Source organism: Amycolatopsis minnesotensis, from assembly GCF_039529815.1.
Taxonomy (GTDB): Bacteria; Actinomycetota; Actinomycetes; order Mycobacteriales; family Pseudonocardiaceae; genus Amycolatopsis; species Amycolatopsis minnesotensis.
In genome coordinates this window covers 1-26,778 of the sequence record NZ_BAAANN010000065.1, presented here as the reverse complement: position 1 = coordinate 26,778, position 26,778 = coordinate 1, and the positions used below count along the sequence as shown (strand labels likewise).

The window sequence follows — 26,778 nt, the reverse complement described above, 5'->3', positions numbered from 1 at the left end:
ATCCGCTATGACCGCTACGCCAACCACTTTTGCGCCTTCCTCACCCTCGCCGCCACGCTTACCTGCTACAAGAAACTCACCAAATGAGACACGCTCTTAGGACGTTGCGACTTACGATTCGTGATCATGTCGTGGCGAGGGGTGAGGGCACGTGGGTGAGCGGGTTGGGTCCACCTACCGGCGGCGTGCGCTGGGGCGAACGTTGAAGCGCCTGCGCGAGGCCGCCGGGATGAGCCTGGAGGACGCCGGGGAACCGATCCGCATCTCCAAGCCGAAACTCTCACGTATCGAGAACGGCCAGTACCCCTCGTACAACGACTTCATGGCCCTGCTCGACCGCTACGGCGTGATCACCAACGACTACGACCACTACGTGCGGATGTACGACCGGGCTAAGGAGAGAGGATGGTGGCACGCCTTCGGCCTGGATGATCGAGGTTTCGTGCCGGTGGAGGCTGAAGCCTCGATCGTACGAACCTACGAACTGGGCTATGTACCGGGAATCCTTCAGGAGGAGCGATACATTCGAGCCACGTACGCGGCGGCTCGTGTGCCGTTTCGCGGTAAGCGGCTCGAATCTGAAGTGAAGGTTCGGCTGAGGCGGCAGCAGCGCCTCACGGCCGAACCATTGCTCACCTTGCATGCGATCATCGATGAGTCAGCACTCCGCCGTGAGCCATGTGGTCGAGCGCAGTTGGAATATCTGCTGGAGTGGACCGCCCTGGCGAACGTAACTATCCAGGTCTTGCCCATCCGGGTCGGTTCACACGATGGCTTGTCCAGCAACTTCATGGTGGTGAGCTTCCCGGATGACAGCGAGCCCGACCTTGCGTATGTGGAGTACGGCTTCGGCTCGCTAGAGATTCAGCAGAGCGAGGAAGTTCACGCTGCTAAGCTGGTGTTCGACCATCTGGCTGATTTAGCGCTGACCGGGCCTGAGACGATCGCGCTGATCGAGCGGATGATCGCCGATATGTGAGTCGAGATCGGGAGAGGCGAGCCACGTGGACCTGGCTTGTGCGCGGTGGCGGAAGAGCAGCTACAGCAGTGGCTCCGGCTCGAACGGGGCATGTGTCGAGGTCGCCTTCGCTGGCTCCGCCGCCATCGCCGTGCGGGACTCGAAGGCCCCTCGCGGCGGCCTCCTGACCCTCGATCGCCAAGCCTGGTCGGCCTTCACCGCCTCCGCAGGCGGATCCCGCATGCCCTGAAGGTGCCCTTTACGGCACCAGATGCCCCAAAGGTGCCCTTCAGGGCTTGAGCTTGGCGATGGGGCTGCCGGTGAGGGGCGAGTTCGCGGCGTTAGATTCCCTCAAGGCGCCCTTCAGGGAATCGGCGGGGTCGCGCTGCTCCGCCCCGATCACCCGCTCCGCCGGATCGCCCGGCCCCAGTCGTCCGCCGCGCTTCGATCGCCGCGCCCCGATCGCCCGCCCTGCTTCGCTCCGCCCGCTCCGCCCGCTCCGCTCCGGCTCGGCTCGGCTCTTCCTGCCACGTTGCCCTGAAGGTGCCCTTTACGGCATCAGATTCCCTCAGGGGCCCCTTCACAGCATGCGCTTGGCGATAGGGCTGCCTGTGAGGGGCGAGTTCGCGGCGTTAGATTCCCTCAAGGTGCCCTTCAGGGACTCGGGCCGCCGTGAAAGACGCCGAGCCAGGGCATGAAAAGGTGCCGCTGCGAGGAACACTCCCCGCAGCGGCACAAAGAGCGGCACCCAAAGAGCGGCACCCAAAAAGAGAGCTTACTTCGGCAGCGTCACGCCGTACCGCTTCACCGACAGCGTCGCCGGGAAGAAGCACGAGGTCGAGCTGTCGCCACCGGAGAGCGTGCCGAGGCCCTTGCCACCGTCGTACGCCGGGCCACCGGAGTCGCCGCCCGCCGAGTGCGCGGTCGTGCAGAACTCGTGGTAGACCGTGTACCCCTCGGCCGAGAAGGTGTAGTCGACCTTGGTGACCTTGCCCGAGGTCACGCCGGAGGTGCGCCCGGCCCGCTTCATCGACTCGCCGACCGTGGCGTCGGCGAACTGGGTGATCTTGGTGCCGTCGTTGATCACGCTCTGCCCCTGCCCGGAAGCGTTCTCCGCCAACAGGTTGTCCTCGTCGGGGAACTTGTAGCCGACGGTCTTGCCGCCGTTCCACGGGCCGCCGCCACCGAGTACCTCGCAGTGCCCGGCGGACAGGATCAGCTTCTTGCCGTCCTTTTCGACGTTGAACCCGTTGGAGCAGTACCCGCGGCCGTTCGTGATCTCGTCGCCGCCCTTGATGAACAACGACATCGCGCCCGCGTGGTGTTCGACGCGCACCATGTCGCCGTACTGCTTCACGCTTTCGAGCAACTGGCTGCGCTGCGCGGCGGGGGTGGCGTCGTAGACGTCCACGACCACCTGGTTGTTCGCGATGTCCAGGCCCCAGCCCGCGTTCGGCACCGCACCGGCGGCGTCGAGGCGCTGCTTCGCCCCGGTGAGCTGGTCGAGACTGTGCCGCACCACCTTCGTCGTCACACCGGACGACCGGACCGCGGCCGCGTCGGCGTTGTCCAGCACCGTCACCACGGTGTTGCCCGCGTCGTCGATGTACTGGCCGCCGGTCGCGGAGCCCAGGCTGCTCAACACCGCGGCCGGTTCCAGCGCGGCGGTGGCCGCGGGCAGGACGGTCGCGCCGAGTGCCAGCGCGCCGAGCGAAGCGACACCGAGTACGCCGATCCTGGAACGTGTCAGTCGCATGCTTTTCCTCCTGGGTCGGGAAAATTGCACGGCAGACCGGGCCGATACCAGTCCAGGAGCACAGACGGACTCCGGTTCGATACGGTCCGTGAACAACCTGTCAGGCAACATCTTGCCGACTCCGCGACCGGTGGGAAACCGACTAACGTCGTAATGTGCGCGCAAGTAGGCCGTGTGGCCTAAAAGACGTTGGCGCGTACGCGCGCCACTGTTATTGTCCTCTCGTGCATTACTTCTTCCTCTGATCGCGGACCCCCGCGGCCCCGGCGCTTCCCGCCGGTGCGGCCGCGGCCGTCGTCATCCGCACCCAATCGCACTTTCCGTGGGCCCTCGCCGGTCCGCGTTCGGAGGAACCATGTCCACCGCACCAGTCCTATCCGCGCGCTCTCATGCGCAGCTCAACGCCACCGATCTGCACGTCGCACTCGGCGAACGGGCCGTGTTCACCGGCGTCGACATCACCGTCTCCGCCGGGGTCCGGCTCGGCGTCGTGGGCGAGAACGGCCGTGGCAAGACGACCTTGCTCAAGCTGCTCGCCGCACGCCTGAATCCCGATGCGGGCTCGGTGCACCGGGTCGGCACGCTCGGGTTCGCCGAACAGGAGATGCCCGTCGACGACGAACGCACCGTCGGCGACCTCATCGACGTCGAACTCGCGACCATCAGGGAGGTCCTGGCCGACTTCGAGCGCGCCACCGAAGCGTTGACCGAGGCGGCGCCGGGCGCCGAAGAGGCTTTCGCCGACGCGCTCGCGGCGGCCGAGGCCGTCGACGCGTGGGATGCCGATCGCAGGGTCGAAGTCTCACTCGCCGCGCTCGGCGCCGTCGACGACCGGAGCAGGCGGCTGGCCACCCTGTCGGTCGGGCAGCGCTACCGGGTGCGCTTGGCGTGCCTGCTCGGCGCGCGGCACGACCTGCTCCTGCTCGACGAGCCGACCAACCACCTCGACGCGGACGGGCTCACCTACCTCACCGACCGGCTGCGCGAGCACCCGGGCGGCGTGGTGCTGGTGAGCCACGACCGCGCCTTGCTCGCCGATGTCGTCACCGCGGTGCTCGACCTCGACCCGACCAGCGACGGCAGGCCGCGCACCTACGGCGGCGGTTACGCGGGTTACCGCGAGGGCAGGCTCGCCGAGCGCGAGCGGTGGGAGGCGGCGTACCAGGAGCAGCGGCGTCGGCACCAGCAGCTCGCCGACGACCTTTCCGCGGCGCAGAACCGGCTTTCCAGCGGCTGGCGTCCGGAAAAGGGGACCGGCAAGCACACCAGGGCGACCCGCGCGCCCGCGCTGGTCCGCGCGGTCCACCGCCGCCAGGACGCGCTGGCCGAACACAGCGTCGACGTTCCGCGGCCGCCGCTGCGGATGAGCCTGCCGACACTGCCTGTCAAAGCAGGCGCGACGTTGCTGCGCGCCGAAGAGGTCACGCTCGACGGGAGGCTCGACAGCCCGTGTTCGGTCGTCCTGCGCTCGGGTGACCGCCTGGTCATCACCGGCGCGAACGGTTCCGGGAAGTCGAGCCTGCTCGGCGTGCTCGCTCGGCGGCTGGAACCGAGCTCTGGCGCGGTGTCGCACCGCAACGGCGCGCGGATCGGTTTGCTGGCACAGGAATCACCCGCTCCGTCGCGTCGGCGGGCCGCCGATGTCTACGCGGCGGCCCGCGGCAGCGGGTTCGCACGTGTCGCTGAGCGAACTCGGCCTGCTGCGGGCGCGCGACACCGGCCGCCCGGTCGCGGAGCTTTCGATCGGGCAGCAACGGCGGCTCGACCTCGCGGTACTGCTCGCGTCCCGGCCGCACGCGGTGCTGCTCGACGAGCCGACCAACCACCTCTCGCCCGCACTCGTCGACGAACTCACCGAGGCGCTCGGCGGCACCGCGGCGACGGTGGTGATCGCGAGCCACGACCGGCAGCTACTGCGCGATATCAGGGCCTGGCCGCAACTGCGGCTCTGACGAGTGGCGGCCCGGATCCGTCCGGGCCGCCACGGTGTCAGCCGCAGACGCCGGGGCGGCCGTCCTCGACCCGTCCGGTCAGGGTGCGCAGGAACGCGGCGTCGCCGTCCACGGTGATCTTCACGTCATACCAGCCGCGCGAGCTGGGCCACGCCACCTGCGCCGACCGTCCCGCGGGCACCCGCACGACCCGGGTGGTGCGGGCGAATCGCGTTGCCGTCAGCCGGACGGTCACCGCGGCGCGGCCCGAGTTCGCCAAGGTGAACTCGACACCCGAACGGAAGCGGGGGAACCGCGTCCGGACGTCCACCCCGGCACCGGGACCGGAGCGGCTGCCCGCCAGTTCCCACCAGCCGCGGTTCGGGCCCTGCACCACCACCCGGTAGGCGTCGCCGGACAGCGGCACCAGCTCGGTCGCCGTGCCGGTCACGTCCCGGTGCGCGGGCTCGCCGAACTCGCCGCGGTACGGGTAGAGCGCGAAATGCGCCGCCGCGCGGCCTTCGTTCGCCAGCGTCAGCGCGAGCCGTCCGGCGGAGTCCACCGAGCCGGAAACCGACGCCTGGTAGGGAAGTGCGCGGGCGGGGCGGTCACCGGGCTCGGTTTCCGGACGCTCCACTTCGGACGGCGCCTTCGGGTGCCACCGGCTGATCGGCGCCGGGACCGGGCCGGGGTGCGCGGGCTTCGGCGGGCGGGACGCGCGTGAGAAGTCGAACGCGCCGGTCAGGTCACCGGCCACGGTGCGCCGCCACGCGCTGATGTTCGGTTCGCGCACGCCGGTCCACTTCTCCAGCAGCCGCAGCACCGAGGTGTGGTCGTACACCGTCGAATCGACGAACCCGCCGACCGTCCACGGCGACACCACGGTCATCGGCACGCGCGGGCCGAGCCCGATCGGCTGGCCGTCGAAGTGGTCGTCGTCGTTCGGCGCGGTCACGGGAGACACTGACGGCACCGGCGGCGGCACGTGGTCGAAGTAGCCGTCGTTCTCGTCGAAGTTGATCAGCAGCACGGTCTTCGACCAGGTTTCGTGGTCCGAGGCGATCGCGTCGAGCACGTCGTAGATCAGGTTCGCGCTGCCGGCCGGGGTGGACGCACCGGGGTGCTCGGAGTCCACAGCGGACGGAACGAGCCAGCTCACCTTCGGCAGCGTGCGCGCCTTGATGTCCGCGCGCAGCCGTGCGACGAGCGTTTCGGGCTCGCTGCGGAACATCGCCCGCTTGAACAGGCTCTGCTCGGCGGCCGTCAGCTTCGCCACCCCGGCGTCGAACTGCGCGAGCATCGCCGTGCGGTTCCCGGCAGGGGCCTCGAGCACCGCGGTGTAGAACTCCTCGGTTGTGCGGTACCCACCGTCCACACCGGACAGGATCTTCCTGCCGATCCTCTTGAACGGGACGAAGTACTCCACCGCGTTGTCGGTGAAGTTGTCCCACTCCTGGTAGATCTGCCACGGCACGCGCGCCGCTTCGAGCCGTTCGGGGTAGGTGGTCCAGTCGTATCCGGCGTGGCCGTAGTCATAGGCCGCGTTCGTCACGGCTCTTTTCGTGCTGCCCGGCTCGTAGCCGACCTTGCCGCTCCACAAGAACGTGCGGTTCGGGTTCGTGGAGCCGAAGATGGAGCAGTGGTAGGCGTCGCACAGGGTGAAGGTGTCGGCCAGTTCGTACTGCAGCGCGATGTCGGCGCGGTCGTAGTACGTCATGGTCGCCGCGCTCTTCGCGCCTATCCAGCCGTTGTTCCAGCCGCGGCCCCACGCCTTCCCGGTGCCTGCCCAGCTGTGGTCGAGATCGCCGAGGTACTGGATGTCCGAGGCCGCGCGGCCCTCGCGCGCGGCCTCCTTGCGCAGCGAGAACGGTCCGACACGGCCACCGGCGGGGTCGGGCTGGGAGAACACCGGGTGCCCGTCGGGCAGTTCGAGCGGGTGCGCGTCGGCGAAGCCGCGCACGCCGCGCAGGCTGCCGAAGTAGTGGTCGAACGACCGGTTCTCCTGCATCAGCACGATCACGTGCTCGACGGCGTCGAGACCGCCGCGCCGCACCGGCGCGGCCATCGCGGCGTGTACGGAGGGAGGGAGCAGGGACCCGGCGAGTGCGGCGCCGGAGACGCCGAGCAGGTGGCGGCGAGACAGTTCAGGCATGGCGAAAACCTTCGCCGGAGAACATGAACGACACAAGAAGCCAGGGAGAAAAGATCTGATGACTGTCACGGTGGCGGTGCTGGGCACCGGGATCATGGGACGCCCGATGGCGGCGAACCTGGCGAAGGCCGGGCTCGCGGTCCGCGCCTGGAACCGGACCACGGCCAAGGCGGAACCCCTTCGCGAACACGGTGTCGAAGTCGGTGAATCGGTCACGGATGTGGTCCGCGACGCCGATTTCGTGGTGACGATGCTGGCCGACGGCGAGGCCGTGCGTGCCGCCTACGACGAAGCGAAGGGCGCAGTCCCCGAGCACGCGGTGTGGCTCCAGATGAGCACGGTCGGTCTGCAGTGGACGGCCGAGTTGGCCGCTCTCGCCGGGGCGGTCCCGTTCGTCGACGCCCCCGTGCTCGGCACGAAACAGCCCGCGGAGCAGGGCAAGCTCATCGTGCTCGCGGCGGGCGCCGAGGACCTGCGCGAGAAGTGCGCATCGGTGTTCGACGCCGTCGGCGTGCGCACGATCTGGGTCGGTACCGAGCCCGGTGCCGCGAGCAGGCTCAAGCTCGTCGCGAACTCGTGGGTCATCGCGCTGACCAACGCCACCGCGGAGGCCGTCGCGCTCGCCGAGGCGCTCGACGTCGACGCGGACCACTTCTTCGACGCCATCTCCGGCGGCCCGCTCGACGCCGGGTACGCCCACGTCAAGGGCAAGGCGATGCGTGCGGGGGAGTACCCGGCGAGCTTCACCGCGAGCAACGCGCTCAAGGACCTCCGGCTGGTGCTGGAGGCGGCGGGCGACCGCGCCGACCTCGGTGGGGCCGCCGCCGCGATGGCGCACCTGAAGGCCGTCGTCGACGCGGGCCACGGCGACGAAGACATGGCCGCCCTGTACCGCGCCGTCGCGAAGGGCTGACCCATGCCACGGAGGATGCCCCTCTGGAGATCGGGTGGTGGGGTCGGTGGTGGGGTCAAGGATGTTCCCGCGCCGCGAATGCGGCCCTCGCAAGCCTTCTCCGCAGGCGCGCCTTCTTCACTCCCGCGCTGATGCCCCGAAGGGAGCCTTCGGGGACCACGCGGCGAACCTCCGGCGGACCCGCACCTCCGCCACCCCGCACCGAGATCGACCCGTCCGTCACGGAGGCCGGGGCGCGGCGGCCGCGAACGGTGGCTGCGCTCCGTGACCGGATGGGCGGGGCCGGACGGCCGGACGGGGCGGCGCGCGGTAGCCTGACCCGCAATCGTGACCGGATATGTCGAGGAGGGCCCGTGTCGGCTGGGCAGATCGCCGCGTTGATCGCCGCAGGCGCGTTCGTGCTGCTGGTGATACTGCTGGCGATCCCGTTGATCAAGCTGGGCCGCACGCTCGACGAGGCGACGATCGCCATCCGGAAGGCGCACGAGGGCACCGATCCGCTGCTGATCGGGGCCAACGACACGCTGACCCACGTCAACACGCAGCTCGAGCGGGTCGACGGGATCACCTCGAACGCGGCCGCGGTATCGGGCAACGTCTCCGCGCTGTCGTCGGTGTTCACCGCGACGCTCGGCGGGCCGCTGGTGAAGACCGCCGCGCTGTCCTACGGGATCAGCAAGGCGATCAAGGCGCGCCGCGCGAAGAAGGCGGGCAAGGCCCCGCGCGGCAAGGGGAGCAAGAAGCGATGAAGCGGGTGTTCTGGCTCGGAGTCGGCGTCGTCGCGGGCGTCGCACTGTCCCGCAAGGCGACCGAAACGGCTCGTCAGGCGACTCCGGCGGGGTTAGCCTCGAACCTGGGAGACGCGGTGCGCGAGCTGGCCGGTGCGGTCGGCTCGTTCGGCGCCGAGGTCCGCGCGGGTATGAGCGAACGCGAGCAGGAGCTGCACGACATGGTGGAGGACCGCACCGGGATGCCGGCGCCGCGTGCCGACGGACGGCACGCCGCGCCGAGGCCCCGTCGAGCTCGCCGGGCGGAGGGCTGAGCGTCCGGACACCCCGGCGCGCCTTCGGCCCTTCGCCGTTTCGCGTCCCCCGATCGCGGGCAACGACCGCCCATCAGCGCAAGGAAAGACCGTGGAAACACACGAGATCAACGACCGCTTCCTGAAGTTCTTCGAGGGCCAGGGCCATACCAGGGTGCCCAGCGCCTCGCTCATCCTCGACGACCCGAACCTGCTGTTCGTCAACGCGGGCATGGTCCAGTTCAAGCCGTACTTCCTCGGTGAGGTGCCGCCGCCGTACCCGCGCGCCACCAGCATCCAGAAGTGCGTGCGCACCGGTGACATCGACGAGGTCGGCAAGACCACGCGGCACAACACCTTCTTCCAGATGGCGGGCAACTTCTCGTTCGGCGACTACTTCAAGGAAGGCGCCATCGAGCGGGCGTGGGAGCTGATCACCAGCTCCACCTCCGACGGCGGCTTCGGCCTCGACCCCGCCCGCCTGTGGGCGACCGTCTACGAGGACGACAGCGAGTCCGCGGGCCTGTGGCGCAAGATCACCGGGTTGCCGACGGAGCGCATCCAGTACCGCGGCGCCGACGACAACTACTGGGACATGGGCGTGCCCGGCCCCGGCGGCCCGTGCTCGGAGATCTACTACGACCGCGGCCCCGAGTACGGCCGCGAGGGTGGCCCCGTCGTCGACGAGGACCGCTACCTCGAGATCTGGAACCTGGTGTTCATGCAGGAGATCCGGGGCGAGGTGAGCCCGAAGAAGGGCGGGCCGGTCCTCGGTGAGCTGCCGACGAAGAACATCGACACCGGCATGGGCATCGAGCGCGTCGCCTACCTGCTCCAGGGCGTCGAGAACGTCTACGAGACCGATCTCGTGCGCCCGGTGATCGCCCGCGCCGAGGAGTTCTCCGGCCACCGCTACGGCTCGAACCACGTCGACGACGTGCGCTTCCGCGTGGTCGCCGATCACGCGCGCTCCGGCGTGATGCTGATCGGCGACGGTGTCACCCCCGGCAACGACGGCCGCGGCTACGTGCTGCGCCGCCTGCTGCGCCGGATCGTCCGGTCGATGCGGCTGCTCGGCGTGCACGAGCCGGTGCTGCCGGAGTTCGCGAAGGTCGTGCGCGACGCGATGGGCCCGTCCTACCCCGAGCTGGTCAGCGGGTTCGACCGCATCGAGGACATCGTGCGCATCGAGGAAGAGGCCTTCCTCTCGACGTTGACCAGCGGCTCGCGGATCTTCGACCTCGCGGCCGAGGAGACGAAGAAGGCGGGCGGCGGCATCCTCGCCGGCGACAAGGCCTTCCAGTTGCACGACACCTACGGCTTCCCGATCGACCTGACCCTGGAAATGGCGTCCGAGCAAGGGCTTTCGGTCGACGAGGACGGCTTCCGCACGCTCATGGAGGAGCAGCGCCAGCGCGCCAAGGCCGACGCGGCGTCCCGCAAGAGCGGCCACGGCGACCTGTCGGTGTACCGCCAGCTGCTCGAACAGGGCGGTGAGACCCAGTTCCTCGGGTACACCGACCTGCAGGCCACCGCGAAGGTCGTCGGCCTGCTCTCCGGCGGCGTGCCGGTGCGCAGCGCGAAGCAGGGCGAGAAGGTCGAGCTGGTCCTCGACCGCACCCCGTTCTACGCCGAAAGCGGTGGCCAGGTCGCCGACACCGGCGTGCTGCTCGGCTCCGGCGTCGAGCTGAAGGTGCACGACGTGCAGAAGATCGTGCCCGGCCTGTTCGTGCACCGCGTCGAGGTGACCGAGGGCGAGGTCGGGATCGACACCGAGCTGACCGGGTCCGTCGACCAGCACCGCCGCATGGCCATCGAGCGGTCGCACTCCGCGACGCACCTGGTGCACGCGGCGGTCCGCGGCGCCTACGGCAAGCGCGCCGCGCAGGCCGGTTCGCTGAACTCGCCCGGCCGCATGCGGTTCGACTTCACCACCGGCGGCGCGGTCTCGGCCGACATCCTGACCTCGGTCGAGGAGGAGGTCAACGACTACCTCCAGACCGACGTGGAGGTCACCAGCTACGTCACCACCAAGGACAAGGCGCTCGAACTCGGCGCGGTCGCGCTGTTCGGCGAGAAGTACGGCAACGACGTCCGCGTGGTCGACATGGGCGACTACTCGCGCGAGCTGTGCGGTGGCACGCACGTGCGGCGCATCGGCCAGCTCGGGCTCGTCAAGCTGGTCGCCGACTCCTCGATCGGGTCCGGTGTGCACCGCGTGGAGGCGCTCGTCGGCACCGACGCGCTGCGCCACGTCCGCAAGGAGCAGCTCCTCGTCTCGCAGCTCGCCAGCACGTTCAAGGTGCCGACCGACGAGCTGCCCGGCCGGATCAACGACGTGCTCGGCAGGCTCCGCACCGCGGAGAAGGAGATCGAGCAGCTCCGCACCCAGCAGGTCCTCGGGTCCGCGGGCTCGCTCGCCGAGAAGGCACAGGACGTCAACGGGATCGCGCTGGTCGCCGAGAAGCTCGGTGAGGGCGTCGACGCCAACGGGGTGCGCGCGCTCGCCACGGAGATCCGCGGCAGGCTCGGCGCGCGGCCGGGCGTCGTGGCGCTGTTCGCCCCCGCGGGCGACAAGGTGAGCTTCGTCGTCGCGACCACGGCCGCGGCACGGGACAAGGGGCTCGCGGCGGGCAAGCTCGTGCCGTCGTTCGCCGCCGTTGTCGGCGGCCGTGGCGGTGGCAAGCCCGACATGGCGCAGGGCGGCGGTACCGAGCCCGCCGGAGTGGAGCAGGCGATCGTCGCGCTGCGTGACGCGCTAGCGGCTACGTGACCGCGCCAAGACCGGACCGGCCCGGGATCGGCGATCCCGGGGCCGGTCGTCGGCTCGCCGTTGATGTCGGGTCTGTCCGGGTCGGTGTCGCGGTGAGCGATCCGGCCCCGATGCTCGCCTCCCCGCTCGTTACCCTCTCCCGTGATGAGCGGAACGACAGCGACCTCGACCAGCTATCCCGTCTCGTGTCCGAGCACGAGGTGGTCGAGGTGATCGTGGGCCTGCCCCGAACCCTCGCGGACCGGCACGGCCCGGCCGCGCAGGCTGCCGTCGCGTACGCGGGTCAACTCGCCGGGCGGATCGCGCCGTGCCCGGTGCGTCTCGCCGACGAGCGCTTGACCACGGTCACCGCGGCCCGGATGCTGTCCCAGCGCGGTGTGAAAGGCCGCAAACAGCGCGCCGTGGTCGACCAGGCGGCCGCCGTCGAGATCCTGCAGGCCTGGCTGGACGGGCGTGCGGCACACCGGACCAGGGAGGGGCAGTCGTGACCGACCCCTTCGACGGCACCCGGTCGGGCGGCGGCAAACGGCGCCGCCGCGAGCCCCCGCCTCCGCAGTCACCTCCGCCACCCCGCCAGGCGGCGCCCGAGCGGCCCATCCCGCGCAGGCGGGTCGAGGACCGTCAGCCGTCCCGGCGCACCGAAGACCGCCAGCCACCGGCCCGTGCCGAAGACCGGCCGCCGAGGACGCGTCCGGAAGACCGCCAGCCCCGGCGGCGGGCGGAAGACCGGCAGCCGCAGCGACGCGTCCGCGAGACGCCGCCGGCAGCGGAACCTCCCCCGGCCCCACCGGCAAGGCGTGCCCCGCGCCCCGCGCCCCAGGATCGGCCCGCGCCCCAGGACGTGCCCGCCGCGCAGGAGCGCCCCGCACCTCGGAACCGGCCTGTGCCGCAGGATCGGCCGGTTCCCCAGGATCGGCCCGCTCCGCGGAAGCGGCCCGTGTCGCAGGACCGTCCCGGCCCGTCGGACCGCGGCGTGCCCCCGGAGCGCCTCGCGCCCCAGGACCGCCCCTCGCCCGATCAGCCGGTGGCGCAGGAGCGCCCCGCGCCGAGGGACCGGCCGGTGCGGGCCGATCGCGCTGTGCCGCCGCCGGAGCGCGCCGGGCGAGAGCCACGCCATCGCGTCGCGGAGCCGCCTCCCGAGGCAGCGGCGCCCCCTCCCGCGGCACCGCCGCCGCGCCGTCGGCGTCCGGTCGGCCCGCCGCCGGACGAGCGCCCGACCGAGGTCATCGAACTCGACGACTCGTTCTACGACGACGAAGAGGGCGACGGCTTCCTCACCGAGTACGGCGAGTACGGCGAGTACGGCGAGTACGATGAGTCCGAAGAGGACTACTACGACGCGGACGAAGAGTCCGATGAGGACGGTCGAGCGGAGCCGGAGTACATCGACGACGAGCGCCCGCCGCGGCGCGGCCGACGCGAGAAGAAGCGCAGGGCGTTCGGCTGGGTCGCCGCGATCGCGGTCATCGCGCTGCTCGCGGGCGGCGCCTGGTTCGGCATCGACAAGGTCTTCGGGTACGAGGACTTCGAGGGCGACGGCACGTCCGACGTGCTGGTGCAGGTCATGGGTGGTGACTCGACCAACGCGATCGGGACGCGGCTGACCGAATCGGGTGTCGTGGCGAGTCCCAAGGCGTTCGTGAAGGCCGCCGAGGACGACAGCAGGGTCCGCAGCGTGCAGCCGGGCTACTACCAGCTCAAGAAGCAGATGTCCGGGGCGAGCGCGGTCACCAAGCTCGTTCAGCCCACGGCGCGGGTCGGCGTGCTCCAGCTTCGCGCGGGCACCCAGCTCGACGACATCAAGCAGCCGGATCAGACCACCACCGACGGGGTGTACGCGCAGCTGGCGAAGGCGTCGTGCGCGAACCTGGACGGGGCGAGCACCTGCGTGCCGGTGGAGGAGCTGCGCAAGACCGCCGAGGACGGCGATCTCGTCGCGCTCGGCGTGCCGAAGTGGGCCGCCGACGCGGTCGCGAAAACGGACAAGAAGCGCCGGATCGAAGGGCTCATCGCGCCGGGCGTCTACGACGTGAAGCCGGGCTGGAACGCCAGCGAACTGCTCGGCGCGGTGTTCAAGGAGTCGGCGGACCGGATGCAGAACGCCGGGCTCCCCGACGGGCCGAAGCAGGCCGCCATGACGCCGTACCAGACGCTGGTCGTCGCCTCCCTGATCGAGCGGGAGGGGATCAAGAAGGACTTCGAGAAGGTCTCGCGCGTGATCTACAACCGGCTCGCGAAGAACATGAAGCTGGAGCTGGACTCGACCGTCAACTACATGCTGGACCGGCCGGTGGTCCGGACCACCAGTTACGACCGCAGCCGCCCGGGCCCCTACAACACCTACCTGAACACCGGCCTGCCACCGACCCCGATCTCGGCGCCGAGCAAGGAGGCCATCGCGGCCGCGCAGAAACCGGCCAACGGGGAGTGGATCTTCTTCGTCAAGTGCGACAAGAACGGGATGTCGTGCTTCGCCGTGACGAACGCCGAGCACGACAAGAACGTGGCCGAGGCGCAGGCCCGCGGTGCCTACTGAGGTCAGGGCGGCCGTGCTCGGAAAGCCGGTGGCGCACTCGCTTTCCCCGGTGCTGCACGAGGCCGCGTTCGCCGCGCTGGGTCTGGGCGGCTGGCGGTACGACCGGATCGAGATGGACGCCGAGGGGCTGCCCGGTTTCGTCGGCGGCGCCGGTCCGGAATGGACCGGTTTCTCGGTGACCATGCCTGGCAAGCGCGCCGCGCTGGAGTTCGCCGCCGAGGTGACCCCGCGCGCGGACGCGGTCGGCGCCGCGAACACGTTGGTGCGCACGGAATCGGGCTGGCGTGCGGACAGCACCGATGTGGACGGTGTGGTCGGCGCGCTGCGCGCCGCGGGCGGCTACCGGCCGGGTGACGGGCGAACCGGGCTGGTGCTCGGCGCGGGCGGGACGGCGGCGGCCGCGGTGGCCGGGCTCGCCGAACTGGGCATCGGTGAAGTGCGCCTGGTGGTGCGGGACCCGTCCCGTGCGGCCGAGACGACGCGTGCGGCCGAGCGGGCCGGGCTGTCGGTGTCGGTGCGCCGATGGTCCGAAGTGGACTTCGGGGCCGAGGTCGATGGTGCGGCGGTGGTGGTGAGCACGGTGCCGTCGGACGCGGTGGTGCCCTGCCTCGACCGGCTCTCCGCCGCGAAATGCGTGCTCGACGTGATCTACCACCCGTGGCCGACCCCGTTCGCCGAAGCGGTCGCCGCGCGCGGCGGCAGGCTGGCGACCGGCCTGGACATGTTGCTGCACCAGGCTTTCGGGCAAGCCGAGCAGTTCACCGGCCTGCCCGCGCCGCGCGAGGCGATGCGAACCGCACTCCGCGCCGCGACCGGCGACATCCTCCCGCTCCCACTCGACTGACCCTCCATGCCCTCAAGGGGCCCCTTCGGGCCGGAGCGGCGGTGTCACTGCTCGCCGAGCCTCGTGGGCCGGTTCACGACGAGTTCCGATCGCGGCAGTCCGGCGAACCGGGTGGGGCGGAAGGTCCGGAGCAGGTCCGAGGTCTCGTCGTCGGTGATTTCCGCAGCGGCGAGGCGGCCCAGCAACGGTGCGAGGGTGATTCCGCTGTGCGTGACCAGTGCGTAGACCCGGGAGTGCGCCGAGGTGAAGCCCGCAATGGTGTAGCCGTCGGCCGGCATCGACCGGATCGCGACGCGCAGCTCGATTTCCGGCGGAGGCGCGGGCAGGAGATCGGCGAACCGCCGGGCGATGGCCCGGCCGATCTCCCCGTCCGTCGACGGTGGCCGCGCGGGGTCGACTTCGGCATTGAGGTCGAGCGCCTGCACGACGGTTTTCCCGTGTGCCGCAGGGCGTAAGTTGAGGGAGGGCGTGTGGACGACGCACCGCAGGCCGGCTTCCGGCACGGTCGCGTACCCGAGCAGCCCGATGATCGGGGAGCCCTGCTCGATCTCGGTCATCATGGGGATGTCGAGGCCGGAGCGCGCGGCCAACTCGTCGGTCCAGCGCCCCGTCGCCAGCACGATCCGATCCGCCGCGCGGACCTCCCCGGTGGCGAGGGTGACGGCGGAACCGCCCGGAGTTTCGTCGACGGCCACGACCTCGCCCGTCGAAATCTCGGCCCCGCGTCGCCGAGCGTCGTCGAGGAGGTTCCGCAGCAGACGATCCGGGAGCACGTACCCTTCGCCGGGGAAGTGCGCGATGGCGGTCGTCGAATCGGGGATCCGGATCTCGCCCGCGATCCGCGCCGCTTCGGCACGGCCGACCCAGCGGGCCGGATAATCCCGTGCCCGCAACAGTTCGACGTTGTCAACGAGCCACGGTTCGTTCCTGGCGTCCGCGCAGTGCACGCTGCCGCTGCGGAAGTACGACCGGGGACCGTTCAGCTCTTCGGCGAGTTTCGCGTGCTCCGCCATTCCCGCGACGTTCAGCCGGAAGTACCCGGGTTGGATTTTCCGGTTCGAGTTGACCCATGAGAAGGTGGTCGCGGTAGCGCCGGTGCCAGGCCCCCACCGGTCCAGCAACTGCACGTCCGCACCCGTCGCGGCGAGCGACCGGGCGACGCTCGCGCCGAGAATTCCAGCGCCGACGACGATGACCTTCATGACTCTCCTTTCGGGGCAGGGCAAAGCAATCCCCGGTTGCGGTGGCAAGAGGTGCGGTCAGACGGCGGAAAAGGGAAACTCGACGAAGAATCGCGCGGAACCGGGGCGAATGACGGTTTCCACCACCTCGATGGCGTTGCCGTCACCGGACCGGGACTCCCTTCGCCGCGAAAGCGACGGCGCGCCGGCCGGGCTTTCCAACAGCGCGGCGTCGTGTTCGTCGAGACTCACCGGGTCGAGGTAGACCCGGATCACCTCGATCGGCGCGCCTTTGCCGCGGAGATAGCGCATGCTGACGAAATCTTCGAGGTTCTCTTCCAGCAGGTCGGGGGCGACCGAGAAGAGAATGACGTGGCGCTCCAGCGAACGGGGCCGCTCGTGCGCGTCGAGCTTGAGGCGGACCAGTTCGACCACCGCGGTGTCGGCCGAAGCGCCGGGCAGGCTCAGCACCGCGTCAGCGGCTCTGACGATCTTCGCCGAGATGACCTCGTGCCTGCCCGGCACGCCCTTCTGCGCCGCCTCCGGTACCGCGAAGTTGAGCAGGTTGAGCGTCGGCGTGACGTCCGCGACGAAGGTGCCGTGCCGTCGCCGCCGGATGACCAGGCCCGCGTTCGCCAGGTCGTTGAGCACGCGCTGGGCCGTGGCCCTGCTGACCCCGTACTGGCCGCGCAGCTCGGTCTCGGTCGGCAGCCGGGCGCCGGGAGCGAGCGATCCGGTGCGGATCTTCTCCTCGAACTCCTGCTTGATCTGCTCGTAGCGAGGCAGGTCCATCATTGGACCGTACAATTGAATGTTTTAATCGGTCAAGTGCCGATCCCCGCCCGGCGTTCACCCGGATCGCATAAGGTGTGGCCGATCTGGGAGGTGGCACCGTGCGCAAGGCCCTGTTTTCGCTGCTGTCCGTGGCGGCACTGCTCCTGACCGTGATGCCCGTCGAAGCGGGTGCGGCCTCCTTCGGCACGAACGTCCGGTTCGCCACGTTCAACGCGTCGCTCAACCGCGCGCACGCCGGGGAACTGCTCGCCGATCTGTCCACACCGGACAACGCGCAGGCGCGCGAGGCCGCCGAGGTGATCCAGCGCAACCGGCCGGACGTCCTGCTGGTCAACGAGTTCGACTACGTGCCGGGCAACGCGGCGGCGAACGCGTTCCGCGCGAACTACCTCCAGCGCGGGCAGCACGGCGCGCGTCCCATCGACTTCCCGTACGCCTACACCGCGCCGTCGAACACCGGCGTCCCGACCGGCTACGACCTCGACCGCAACGGCGTGGTCGGCGGTGGCAACGACGCGCAGGGCTTCGGCGAATTCGAGGGCCAGTACGGCATGCTGGTGCTGTCGAAGTACCCGATCGACATCGCCGGTGCCCGGACCTTCCAGCACTTCCGGTGGCAGGACATGCCCGGCGCGATGCTGCCGGACGACCCGGCGACACCGGCACCCCGTGACTGGTACTCGGCCCCCGAGCTGACGCTGCTGCGGCTGTCCTCGAAGTCGCACTGGGACCTGCCGATCCGGGTCGGGAAGGGCACCGTGCACTTCCTCGTCTCGCACCCCACACCGCCGAGCTTCGACGGACCCGAGGACCGCAACGGCACCCGGAACCACGACGAGATCCGGTTCATGGCCGACTACGTGACCCCCGGCAGGGGCGGCTACATCTACGACGACGCGGGAAAGCGGGGTGGGCTGCCCGCCACCGAACGGTTCGTGGTGGCGGGGGACAACAACTCCGACCCGATCGACGGCGACAGCGTGCCCGGCGCGATCGACCAGCTCCGCCTTTCGCCGAGGGTGCTCGACCCGCATCCCGGCAGCGCGGGTGGTGTGGTGGCGAGCCGTCAGCAGGGTGGCGCGAACGCGGGACACCGGACCGACCCGTTCTTCGACACCGGTGACTTCGCCGACAAGGCACCCGGCAACCTGCGCACCGACTATGTGCTGCCCTCGCGGGGGTTGATCCCGTGGTGGGGCGAGGTCTTCTGGCCACTGCCCGGCTCCGACCTCGCCCGGCTGAACGACGCCTCCGACCACCACCTGGTGCGGGAGGACGTTTTCGTGCCCTAGGGCTGCGAACGGCGAGTTCGATCCCCACGCTGCCTGCCGGACCGGCAGGCCGGCCCGGCCGCCGTTACGATCGGGCGGTGGCGAGTGGTCCTGGTGAGCGGGCACGCCTACTGGCTTTGACGCGTGAGCTGATCCTCACGCGCGGCGTGCTCGGCCTGTCCTTGAGCGAGCTGGCCAGGGGGATCGGCTCCAACAATCGGATGCTGCTGTACCACTTCGGCTCGCTGGACGAACTGCTCGGCGCGGCCATCGACGACATCCTCGGCGGCACGGTCCTGCTCGATCGGCTCGCGGAACTGCTGAGCGGGCCGGGCAGCGCTGCGGACCGGCTGGTGGCCGCGTGGCGCCACGTCGCCGATCCCGAGCGACTGCCGCATCTTCGGCTGTTCTTCGCGCGCTTCGGGATGGCTGTCGACCTGCCCGACCAGTACGCCCGGTTCCTGGAACAGGTCCGCGACCGGTGGACCGCGACGGTCGCCGGAGCGCTGCGGGCGGCGCCGGAGGTCGCGGCTCCGGAGGCCACCGCGGTCGCGGTGGTCGCGTTGTGGCGCGGGCTGCAGATGCAGCTCATCTGCGGTGAGTCGCGCTCCCGGATCGACGCGGCGCACGCCCTCGCCATCGGCAGGTTGCTCGGGTAGGGTGCGGCAAGAAGTGAATCGTTCAGTTCATTTTTTGCGGGAGCGGTGCCCATGCCAGACGCGTTCATCGCGACGCTGCCCAAAGCGGAGTTGCACGTCCACCTGGAGGGGACGCTCGAACCCGAACTGCTGTTCGCGCTCGCTGCCCGCAACGAGGTGGCCCTGCCCTGGCCGGACGTCGATCAGGCACGTGCCGCCTACACGTTCACCGGCCTGGAGCACTTCCTGCCGTTGTTGTTCCGGTCGGCCTCGGTCCTGCGCGCGGGCCAGGACTTCTACGACCTCGCGCACGCCTACCTGACCCGCGCCGCCGCCGACGGGGTCCGGCGCGCCGAGATGTTCCTCGGCGTGCAGACCTTCCTGGACGCGGGCGTGCCGATCGCCTGCCAGCTGGACACCGTGCTGGCCGCGATCGCCGACGCCCGAGCCGACCTCGGTATCGACGGCGCGCTGATCGTCACCAGCCAGCGGCACCGATCGCAGGCCGCCGCGCTGGAAGTGCTGGATCTGATCCAGCCGTGGCGCGAGCGGATCATCGGCATCGGGCTGGGCGCGGCCGAGCGCGGCAATCCACCGGTCAAGTTCGCCGGCTACTTCGCGGCCGCTCGCGCCCGCGGCTACCGCACCACGATCCACGCGGGCGAGGACGGCCCCGCCGACTACGTGCGCGAGGCGCTGGACGTGTGCGAACCCGACCGCATCGACCACGGTGTCGCCGCGATCGACGACCCGGAACTGGTGGCCAGGCTGCGCGACGAGGAGATCCCGCTGACCGTCTGTCCATTGTCGAACGTCGCGTTGCGCGTGGTGCCGTCGATGGCGGCGCACCCGCTGCGCGCCATGGTCGAAGCGGGCCTGCTGGTCACCGTCAACTCCGACGATCCACCGTACTTCGGTGGCTACGTCAACGACAACTACGAGGCGGTGCACACCCACCTCGGGCTCGATCGCGCCACGCTGGCCGACCTCGCACGCAACAGCTTCCGCGCGTCGTTCGACGATCCGGCACGCGTCGCCGCGCACCTGGCCGACATCGACGGGTACGCGGAGGCGGTCGAGCCCGCGAGCCGCTCAAGTGGTTTCGCCGCTTGCGAGACCACCGGCTAGCGTGACCGATATGAAGATCGCGATTCTCGACGACTACCAGAACGTCGCGCTCGGCTTCGCCGACTGGGACTCCCTCGGCGCCGAGATCGAGGTGTTCACCGAGCCGTTCGCCGACGCGGACGAGGTGGTGAAGCGGCTCGCCGGCTTCGAGGCAGTGGTCGCGATGCGGGAGCGCACGCGGTTCCCCGCCGAGGTGCTGGAGCGGCTGACCGAGCTGAAGCTCCTGGTCACCACGGGCAAGCGCAACGCGGCGATCGACGTGGCCGCGGCGACGAGGCTCGGCATCGTGGTGTCGGCAACCGGGTACATCCCGGAGCCGACCGCGGAACACACCTGGGCGCTGATCCTCGCCGCGTTCCGGAACCTGGAGACCGAGCTGCGCGCGCTGCCCGGCGGCGGCTGGCAGAGCACCATCGGCACCGGCCTGCACGGCAAGACGCTCGCGCTGCTCGGGCTCGGCAGGCTCGGTTCGCGCGTGGCCAGGATCGGGCAGGCGTTCGGCATGGAGACGATCGCGTGGAGCCAGAACCTGACGCCGGAGAAGGCCGCCGAGCACGACGTCACCGCGGTGTCCAAAGAGGACCTGTTCCGCCGCGCGGACGTGCTGTCGGTGCACCTGGTGCTGAGCGAGCGCTCGCGCGGCCTCGTCGGCGCGGAGGAATTCGCGCTCATGAAGGACTCTGCGATCCTCGTCAACACTTCGCGCGGCCCGATCGTCGACGCCAGCGCGTTGCTGGAAGCGTTGCACCGCAGGCAGATTGCGAAGGCCGCGCTGGACGTCTACGAGACCGAGCCGCTGCCCGCGGACCATCCACTTCGGACAGCGCCGCGAACCGTGCTCACCCCGCACATCGGCTACGTCACGCGCGAGGTCTACGAGATCTTCTACGGCGACGCCGTGGAGGACATCGCCGCGTACCAGAAGGGCGCGCCGGTGCGGGTGCTCACGGGAACGGCGTGAAGTCCGGTGCGCATACCGCGCCCTCTGCCGGTGCGGTGAGGTCGACGAAGTAGCGCGTCAGCGCGGCCGACGCGCACGCGCTGTGCACGTCGAGCGTGGTGTGCCCGTACCCGTCGACGACGAGCACGCGGCCGTCGCCGAGCTGGCGCGCGGTGGCCTGCGCGTCGTGCAGCGGCGTCGCCGGGTCGTGCCTGCTGTTCACGATCAGGATCGGGTTCTTCCTCGGCCGGTTCCACGGCCCGGGGTAGCGGTCCTGGTCGCGGGCAGGCCAGCCGATGCACTGCGCCATGTTGAACACCGCCGACGTGCCGAAGTACGGCTGCCGCTTGGCCTCGCTCGCCGCGACTCGGTCGTAGGCTGCGGGATCGGCGGGGTTGTCGCTGTCGACGCACTGGACGGCGAGGAAACCCGGTGAATGCGTTGCCACGTAAGGATCGAGCACCGGCGGATGAGCGGCGGCGGCGCCCTGTGACGCCGGGGCGAGCGCGGTGAGCGTCTGGGCGAGCTTGGTCCAGCGCGCGCTCTGGTACTGCGCCCTGTTGATTGTTTCCAGCAGCGACGGCAGCGTCACGCCGCCGACCGGGCCCTGGCTGAGCCTGGCGAAGATGTCCGCGAACTTCTGGCGGGGATCACCGGCGGAGAACGCGCACTTCGGGCCCGCCTTGACACAGGCGTCGAAGAACGCGTCGAGTTCCTGCTGCTGACCGCGCGCCACGTCGGCGCGCACGTCCACCGGCTCGTCCTGCTGCCCCGGCGCGCCGGTCGCGTTGGCGACGAGATCGAGCGTGCCGTCCATGGTGATCGCGCGGACGGTGCCGGGGAACAGGTTCGCGTACGTCGCACCGAGGTAGGTGCCGTAGGAGTAGCCGTAGAGGTTCAACGCCTTGTCGCCGACGGACTGCCGCAGCAGTTCCATGTCGCGCGCGACGTTGGCCGAGGACAGGTGGGGCAGCAGCGCGGGCGAACCCGCCGCGCACGCCTTGCCGGCGGCCGCGCTCGCGGCGTAGAAGGCGTCGCGCTGGTCCGGTCGCAACGGGGAGCCGCGGCCGGGGAGCTGGTCGGCGCCGGGACAGCTGATCGCCGTGCTGCCGCCGATCCCGCGCGGGTCGAAGCTCACCAGGTCGAACCGCGCGCGCAGCTCGTCGGGGTAGCGGTCGGCGAACCGGGTCAGCTCGCTGACCCCGCCGGTGCCCGGCCCGCCGAAGTTGAAGAACAGCGACCCGATGCGGTGCGCGGGATCGCTCGCGGGGAGCTTGATCACCGACAGCGCCAGCTTGGCCCCAGCGGGTTCGCGGTAACTGACCGGGACGTCGGCGCGGGCGCACTGGAACTTTCCCCGGCACGGCGACCAGTTCAGCGCCGGGACGGCCGCGCCGTTCGTGCCCATCGGGGGCGCGGCGGCGGCTTGGCCGGCCGGGGCAGGAGAAGGGGAGGGGGAAGGGGAAGGGGCCGAGTTCGACGTGCAGGAAGCGAGCAGTAGCAACGCGAGCAGGCTCGCGAAAACCCGAAGCCTCACGCCAGCTCGCCGAGCACCGCGTCGGTGTAGGCAGGCCAGACCTCGGCCGCCCACGGACCGAACGCGCGATCGGTCAGCGCGACGCACGCCGCGCCGGCCGCCGGGTCGACCCAGAGGAAGGTGCCGGACTGTCCGAAGTGGCCGAACGTGCCCTGCGCGCTCCGCGAACCCGTCCAATGTGGACTCTTGTGGTCCTTGATCTCGAAGCCGAGCCCCCAGTCGTTCGGCTTCTGGTGACCGAAACCGGGCAGCACGCCGTTGAGCCCTGGGAAGACCACCGAGGTCGCCTCGGCGACGGTGCGCGGATCGAGCAGCGCGGGCCGCTGCAGTTCGGCCGCGAACAGGGCGAGATCGGCGGCCGTCGAAACCGCGCCCGACGCGGGGGATCCGGTGAGTTTCGTGGCCTTCATGCCGAGCGGGGTGAAGAGCCCCTCGGCCTGGTAGTCGGCGAAGGGGATCCCGGAATGCTCGGTGAGCGCGTCGGCGAGCTGTTCGAAACCGGCGTTGGAGTACAGCCGCCTGGTGCCCGGCTCGGCCATCGCGCGGTGCTCGTCGAAGGCGAGCCCGGAGGTGTGGGAGAGCAGGTGCCGCACGGTCGACCCCTCGGGGCCCGCGGGGGTGTCCAGCTCGACGACGCCCTCTTCGATCGCGATGAGCGCGGCGTAGGCGGTGAGCAGCTTCGTCACCGATGCCAGCGGATACTCCCGTACCTGGTCACCGTGGACCGCGACGGTTTCCCCGCCGGCCCGCACCACGACCGTCGCGGCATTGTCCACCGGCCAGTCCTCGATCATCCGCACGCTGTCCATGACCTCAGCGTACGAAACGGGGGTGGTCCGCGAGCACGCGGACCACCCCCGTTTCAGTGCTTCTCAGGCGTCGAGATCGCTCGCCACCAGCTCGGCGATCGCGTCGACGGCTTCCTGAGCGCCCTCACCCTCGGCGGTGATGACGACCTCGTCGCCGTGACCGGCGGCGAGTGTCATCAGGTTCAGCACACTGCCTGCGGCGACCGGGTCACGGCCATCCTTGGCGATCTTGACCGCGACCGGCTGCGCGGCTGCCGCCTTGGCGACCAGCGCGGCAGGCCTCGCGTGCAGGCCGACTTTGCTCGCCACCGTGACTCGCTTCTCGGGCATTTCTTTCCTTTCGAACGTACTTCTGGTGCTACTTGGCGGCCGTCGCCTCGAGATCGGCCTCGATCTGCTCCTCGCGGCCCGGCGTCTTCAGGTTCCACTTCGTGATCACGAACCGGAACAGCACGTAGTAGATCACCGCGTAGGCGAGGCCGATCGGGATGAGCAGCCACACCTTGGTCGCCGCCGGCGAGCCGGCGTAGAGCGCGAAGTCGATCGCACCGCCGGAGAAGTTGAACCCGAGGTGGATGCCAAGCCAGTTGACCAGCGCCAGCGAGATACCGGTCAGCACCGCGTGGATCAGGTACAGCGGCCACGCGACGAACATGAACGCGAACTCGATCGGCTCGGTGACACCGGTGAGGAACGCGGTGAACGCGGCCGCGACCATCACGCTGCCGACGACCTTCTTCTGCGACGGGTGCGCGGTCTGCCAGATCGCCAGCGCCGCGGCGGGCAGGGCGAACATGAAGATCGGGAAGAACCCGGTCATGAACGCGCCGCTGCCCGGTACGCCGTGGGCGAAGTTGGTCAGGTCGCCGCCGTCGAAGATGAACCACACCGGCACGTTGATCAGCTGGTGCAGGCCGATCGGGATGAGCAGCCGGTTGAGGAAGCCGTAGATCCCGCCGCCGACGATCGGGCTGCCGGTGACCGCCTCGCCGACGTTGTGCAGGCCCGCGTCGACGTACTTGAACAGCAGACCGAAGATCACGCCGAGGACGATCAGGGCGAGCGAGTTGATGATCGGGACGAACCGGCGTCCGCCGAAGAAGGCGAGGAACGGCGGCAGCTTGATGCGGTGGTACTTCTGCCACAGCACCGCGGTCACGAGACCGACCACGACACCGGCCAGCACGCTGTAGGGCCACTTGATCGGCTGCAGGTACCAGCCTTCCTTGAAGCCCTCCATCTTGTTGATCGGAGCGAACACCTGGACGACGCTGTTGAACACGACGAAGCCGACCACGGCGGCGACGCCGGTCGAACCGTCGCCCTTGCGGGCGAAACCGACCGCGATGCCGACCGCGAACAGCAGCGGCAGCCAGTTGAACAGGCCGTTGCCGGCCGCGGCGAGGACTTCGGCGAACTTGCCCCAGTCCGCGCCGTCCTTGCCGAGCACGTCGTCGGCGCCGAGCCTGCCCAGCAGGCCTGCCGCGGGCAGCGCGGCGATCGGCAGCATCAGGCTGCGGCCGAAGCGTTGGAGCCCGGCCAGCCCCCTGCCCTTACCCTTCGCCCCCTCGGCGGTGGTGGCGCTCATCGGGTACCTCCATCATTGGCTTTCGTGTGATTGGCTTTACGACCGGAATCCGGGTTGTTCCGGTCCAACTGCGTTGTCACCTGGTAGTGATCTCCCCGGTACCAGGAAGTCATGTCTTCGACGGGTTCCCCCTGGCAGCTGGAAACCCTGCGGAACGCCAGCAGCGGCCCACCGGCGCGGATGCCGAGCAGCCGCGCCGTTTCCCGGTCGGCCGACTCCGCCCAGACGGTTTGCCAGGCGTAGTCGAGCTGGATGTCGTACTTCTCGGCGAGCAGCCCGTAGAGCGATCTCGTGAGGTCGAGTTCGATCAGGCCGGGCAGCCTGCCCGGGTGGTACCAGCCGCGTTCGACGGCGAGAGGCACCCCGTCCGCCCGCCGCAGCCGGTGCAGCCGGTACGCGGCCTGCCGGTCGCCGAGCCCGAGCGCGCTCGCGGCGGGCGCGGGCGGGATCGCCGTGCCCGTGTCGAGCAGTTCGGTGGTCGGGACCTTCCCGCGGCTGCGCATGTCGTCGGTGAACGACATCAGGTACAGCTGCAGGTCCATCCGGCGGTTCGCGGTGAACGTGCCCTTGCCGCGCACGCGCGCGAGCAAACCCTCCTCGACGAGCTTGCCGATCGCCGAGCGCACGGTCAGCCGCGAAACGTGGTAGCGCTCGGCGAGCTCCCGTTCCGATGGGATCGGCGACCCCGGCGGCAGGTCCCGCTCGACCGCTCTGCGCAGGATTTCCCTGAGCTGGGCGTGCTTCGGGGTCGGCCCGTCGGTGACCCGGTCGAACCCGCCTGCGGAGGTCTGCGCCGCGGCACTCATCGGCTCGTCGCCTCCACTTCGTCGTCGGGCTGGCCCCGTACTGGCATCACTCGGCTACCATTGGTACGTTCCGGTCTAGACCATTTCTGATGGGGCAGGATGCTCCGGGAGCCGATCGGGTGTCAACGGCCGTTATGACTTCGTGGCTTGAGGTGGCACACGTACCGGCGATCGGCGTAGTACTGCTGGCGCGGGTTGACCAAGGTGACCGGAACCGCGAGTGCGGATCGGGTCACGGACAGTCCCGACGGGACAATGACAGCAAACGACAGTCAGGAGGCCGCGATGGCGGACGACAGGCCGGAAAAGATTCTCGCGGCGCTCGGTGGCGCTGACAACGTGATCGAGATCGAGGGGTGCATCACGCGCCTGCGCTGCGAGCTCAAGGACGGGTCCGTTGTGGACGAGCCCGCGCTCAAGGGCGCCGGTGCGATGGGCGTGGTCAAGGTCGGCTCGGTCGTGCAGGTGATCGTCGGGCCCGAGGCCGACACCATCGCCAGCGATATCGAGGACCTGCTGTGACTTTGGCGGTGCAGAGCCCGGTCGCGGGCAAGACCGTGCCGATGAGCGAGGTGCCGGACCCGGTGTTCGCCCAGGCGATGGTCGGGCCCGGTCTCGCCGTACAGCCCTCCGGCGAGGGCAGGCAGACCGCGGTGGCCCCGGTCGACGGCACCGTGGTCACCCTGCACCCGCACGCTTTCGTGGTGCAGGGCGAGGACGGCCGCGGCGTGCTCGTGCACCTCGGCATCGACACCGTGAAGCAGAAGGGCGAAGGCTTCACTTTGCACGTGGTGAAAGGCGAGGAGGTGCGCGCCGGACAGCCGCTCGTCGAATGGGACCCGTCGGAGGTCGCGAAGGCGGGCTACTCGCCGATCGTCCCCGTCGTCGCGCTGGACGCGAACCCGGACGCGCTCTCGGCGCTGCTCACCGGCGCCGACGTCGCACCCGGCGACGCGATCTTCGTCTGGGAAGACTGACCCGTTTCTCGCTGCCCCGCAGCCGTGACGGCACTGGATGCCGTCGCGTCGGCGGGGCAGCGCGCGTTTCCCGTCAATGCCCCGAAGGATGCTCCTATAGAGGTCAAAAGCGAGGTGCCCTGAAGGCGCCTTGGGTTCATGGGGTCGTTGCAACACCGGTTGTGATCGGAGGTTGTGATGGTGGTTCGGGCGCGGTTGCCGCGTGGTGTGCAGGTGAGGTTTTG

Annotated in this window: 24 protein-coding genes and 1 pseudogene; 16 read left to right on the top strand and 9 right to left on the bottom strand. The window is 70.1% G+C overall.

All coding sequences use genetic code 11. From position 1 onward, the window contains the following. The first annotated feature begins 151 nt into the window (after positions 1–151). The gene (locus ABD256_RS42015; protein WP_344431640.1) at positions 152–979 is read left to right on the top strand and encodes a helix-turn-helix domain-containing protein; all 828 of its coding nucleotides are present in this window, start codon (positions 152–154) and stop codon (positions 977–979) included. Between the two features lie 25 nt (positions 980–1,004). Continuing rightward, positions 1,005–1,208 carry a DUF397 domain-containing protein gene (locus tag ABD256_RS42010; protein ID WP_344431638.1) on the top strand — a complete coding sequence of 68 codons (204 nt, stop codon included), beginning with the start codon at positions 1,005–1,007 and terminating at the stop codon, positions 1,206–1,208. 525 nt (positions 1,209–1,733) lie between these two features. Here the strand turns inward: ABD256_RS42010 and ABD256_RS42005 are convergent. After that, positions 1,734–2,714 carry a S1 family peptidase gene (locus tag ABD256_RS42005; protein ID WP_344431636.1) on the bottom strand — a complete coding sequence of 327 codons (981 nt, stop codon included), beginning with the start codon at positions 2,712–2,714 and terminating at the stop codon, positions 1,734–1,736. A 355-nt stretch (positions 2,715–3,069) separates the two neighbouring features. Between ABD256_RS42005 and ABD256_RS42000 the strand changes: the two are divergent. Beyond that, positions 3,070–4,666, top strand: a pseudogene (locus tag ABD256_RS42000) (ABC-F family ATP-binding cassette domain-containing protein). A 37-nt stretch (positions 4,667–4,703) separates the two neighbouring features. Here the strand turns inward: ABD256_RS42000 and ABD256_RS41995 are convergent. Continuing rightward, complete coding sequence (locus tag ABD256_RS41995; RefSeq protein ID WP_344431635.1) at positions 4,704–6,797, bottom strand: phosphocholine-specific phospholipase C; 2,094 nt, start codon at positions 6,795–6,797, stop codon at positions 4,704–4,706. 58 nt (positions 6,798–6,855) lie between these two features. Between ABD256_RS41995 and ABD256_RS41990 the strand changes: the two genes are divergently transcribed. From ABD256_RS41990 to ABD256_RS41960, 7 genes are all read left to right on the top strand, one after another. After that, positions 6,856–7,710, top strand: a complete 855-nt coding sequence (locus ABD256_RS41990; protein WP_344431633.1) for an NAD(P)-dependent oxidoreductase — start codon at positions 6,856–6,858, stop codon at positions 7,708–7,710. A gap of 353 nt (positions 7,711–8,063) precedes the next feature. Then, positions 8,064–8,459 (top strand): DUF948 domain-containing protein, encoded by a 396-nt coding sequence (locus ABD256_RS41985; RefSeq protein ID WP_344431630.1) that lies wholly within the window; start codon positions 8,064–8,066, stop codon positions 8,457–8,459. After that, on the top strand, positions 8,456–8,752 hold the full coding sequence (locus ABD256_RS41980) for a hypothetical protein (protein WP_344431628.1): 297 nt from the start codon (positions 8,456–8,458) through the stop codon (positions 8,750–8,752). The genes ABD256_RS41985 and ABD256_RS41980 overlap by 4 nt, the downstream gene beginning before the upstream one ends. A 91-nt stretch (positions 8,753–8,843) precedes the next feature. Then, positions 8,844–11,504, top strand: a complete 2,661-nt coding sequence (gene alaS, locus ABD256_RS41975) for an alanine--tRNA ligase (RefSeq protein WP_344431626.1) — start codon at positions 8,844–8,846, stop codon at positions 11,502–11,504. Continuing rightward, a complete protein-coding gene (gene ruvX, locus ABD256_RS41970; RefSeq protein WP_344431624.1) occupies positions 11,501–11,992 on the top strand; it encodes a Holliday junction resolvase RuvX in 492 nt (163 codons plus the stop codon). The genes alaS and ruvX overlap by 4 nt, the downstream gene beginning before the upstream one ends. A 449-nt stretch (positions 11,993–12,441) precedes the next feature. Continuing rightward, positions 12,442–14,040 (top strand): endolytic transglycosylase MltG, encoded by a 1,599-nt coding sequence (mltG, locus tag ABD256_RS41965; protein ID WP_344431622.1) that lies wholly within the window; start codon positions 12,442–12,444, stop codon positions 14,038–14,040. Continuing rightward, positions 14,030–14,884 (top strand): shikimate dehydrogenase, encoded by an 855-nt coding sequence (locus ABD256_RS41960; protein WP_344431620.1) that lies wholly within the window; start codon positions 14,030–14,032, stop codon positions 14,882–14,884. Before mltG ends, ABD256_RS41960 begins: the two co-directional genes overlap by 11 nt. Positions 14,885–14,928: 44 nt before the next feature. Here the strand turns inward: ABD256_RS41960 and ABD256_RS41955 are convergent, their stop codons facing one another. Together ABD256_RS41955 and ABD256_RS41950 are read right to left on the bottom strand one after the other, a co-directional pair. After that, on the bottom strand, positions 14,929–16,086 hold the full coding sequence (locus tag ABD256_RS41955) for an NAD(P)/FAD-dependent oxidoreductase (RefSeq protein WP_344431618.1): 1,158 nt from the start codon (positions 16,084–16,086) through the stop codon (positions 14,929–14,931). Between the two features lie 57 nt (positions 16,087–16,143). Next, a complete protein-coding gene (locus ABD256_RS41950) occupies positions 16,144–16,857 on the bottom strand; it encodes a GntR family transcriptional regulator (protein WP_344431616.1) in 714 nt (237 codons plus the stop codon). Positions 16,858–17,012: 155 nt separating this feature from the next. On the opposite strand from ABD256_RS41950, the gene ABD256_RS41945 reads away from it, so the two are divergent. The 4 genes from ABD256_RS41945 (at position 17,013) to ABD256_RS41930 (ending at position 20,858) form a co-directional block, all read left to right on the top strand. Then, the gene (locus ABD256_RS41945; RefSeq protein ID WP_344431643.1) at positions 17,013–18,152 is read left to right on the top strand and encodes an endonuclease/exonuclease/phosphatase family protein; all 1,140 of its coding nucleotides are present in this window, start codon (positions 17,013–17,015) and stop codon (positions 18,150–18,152) included. 77 nt (positions 18,153–18,229) lie between these two features. Further along, complete coding sequence (locus tag ABD256_RS41940; protein ID WP_344431615.1) at positions 18,230–18,790, top strand: TetR/AcrR family transcriptional regulator; 561 nt, start codon at positions 18,230–18,232, stop codon at positions 18,788–18,790. A 51-nt stretch (positions 18,791–18,841) separates the two neighbouring features. Next, a complete protein-coding gene (locus ABD256_RS41935; RefSeq protein WP_344431613.1) occupies positions 18,842–19,897 on the top strand; it encodes an adenosine deaminase in 1,056 nt (351 codons plus the stop codon). 10 nt (positions 19,898–19,907) lie between these two features. Continuing rightward, positions 19,908–20,858, top strand: a complete 951-nt coding sequence (locus tag ABD256_RS41930; RefSeq protein WP_344431611.1) for a D-2-hydroxyacid dehydrogenase family protein — start codon at positions 19,908–19,910, stop codon at positions 20,856–20,858. Here ABD256_RS41930 and ABD256_RS41925 read toward each other — a convergent pair. The 5 genes from ABD256_RS41925 to ABD256_RS41905 all read right to left on the bottom strand — a co-directional run bounded on the left by ABD256_RS41925 (position 20,842) and on the right by ABD256_RS41905 (position 25,577). Continuing rightward, positions 20,842–22,245, bottom strand: coding sequence for an alpha/beta hydrolase (locus ABD256_RS41925; protein ID WP_344431609.1), 1,404 nt, complete (start codon positions 22,243–22,245; stop codon positions 20,842–20,844). The two genes, ABD256_RS41930 and ABD256_RS41925, sit on opposite strands and share 17 nt — an antisense overlap. Before the next feature lie 125 nt (positions 22,246–22,370). Then, complete coding sequence (locus ABD256_RS41920) at positions 22,371–23,183, bottom strand: serine hydrolase domain-containing protein (RefSeq protein WP_344431607.1); 813 nt, start codon at positions 23,181–23,183, stop codon at positions 22,371–22,373. A 63-nt stretch (positions 23,184–23,246) separates the two neighbouring features. Then, positions 23,247–23,513 carry an HPr family phosphocarrier protein gene (locus ABD256_RS41915; protein WP_344431605.1) on the bottom strand — a complete coding sequence of 89 codons (267 nt, stop codon included), beginning with the start codon at positions 23,511–23,513 and terminating at the stop codon, positions 23,247–23,249. Between the two features lie 28 nt (positions 23,514–23,541). Then, on the bottom strand, positions 23,542–24,771 hold the full coding sequence (locus tag ABD256_RS41910) for a PTS transporter subunit EIIC (protein ID WP_344431603.1): 1,230 nt from the start codon (positions 24,769–24,771) through the stop codon (positions 23,542–23,544). Next, positions 24,768–25,577, bottom strand: a complete 810-nt coding sequence (locus ABD256_RS41905; RefSeq protein WP_344431601.1) for a GntR family transcriptional regulator — start codon at positions 25,575–25,577, stop codon at positions 24,768–24,770. Before ABD256_RS41905 ends, ABD256_RS41910 begins: the two co-directional genes overlap by 4 nt. A 255-nt stretch (positions 25,578–25,832) precedes the next feature. Between ABD256_RS41905 and ABD256_RS41900 the strand changes: the two genes are divergently transcribed. Continuing rightward, a complete protein-coding gene (locus ABD256_RS41900; protein WP_344431642.1) occupies positions 25,833–26,099 on the top strand; it encodes a PTS sugar transporter subunit IIB in 267 nt (88 codons plus the stop codon). Beyond that, positions 26,096–26,554, top strand: a complete 459-nt coding sequence (locus tag ABD256_RS41895) for a PTS sugar transporter subunit IIA (protein WP_344431599.1) — start codon at positions 26,096–26,098, stop codon at positions 26,552–26,554. Before ABD256_RS41900 ends, ABD256_RS41895 begins: the two co-directional genes overlap by 4 nt. The last annotated feature ends 224 nt before the right edge of the window (positions 26,555–26,778 follow it).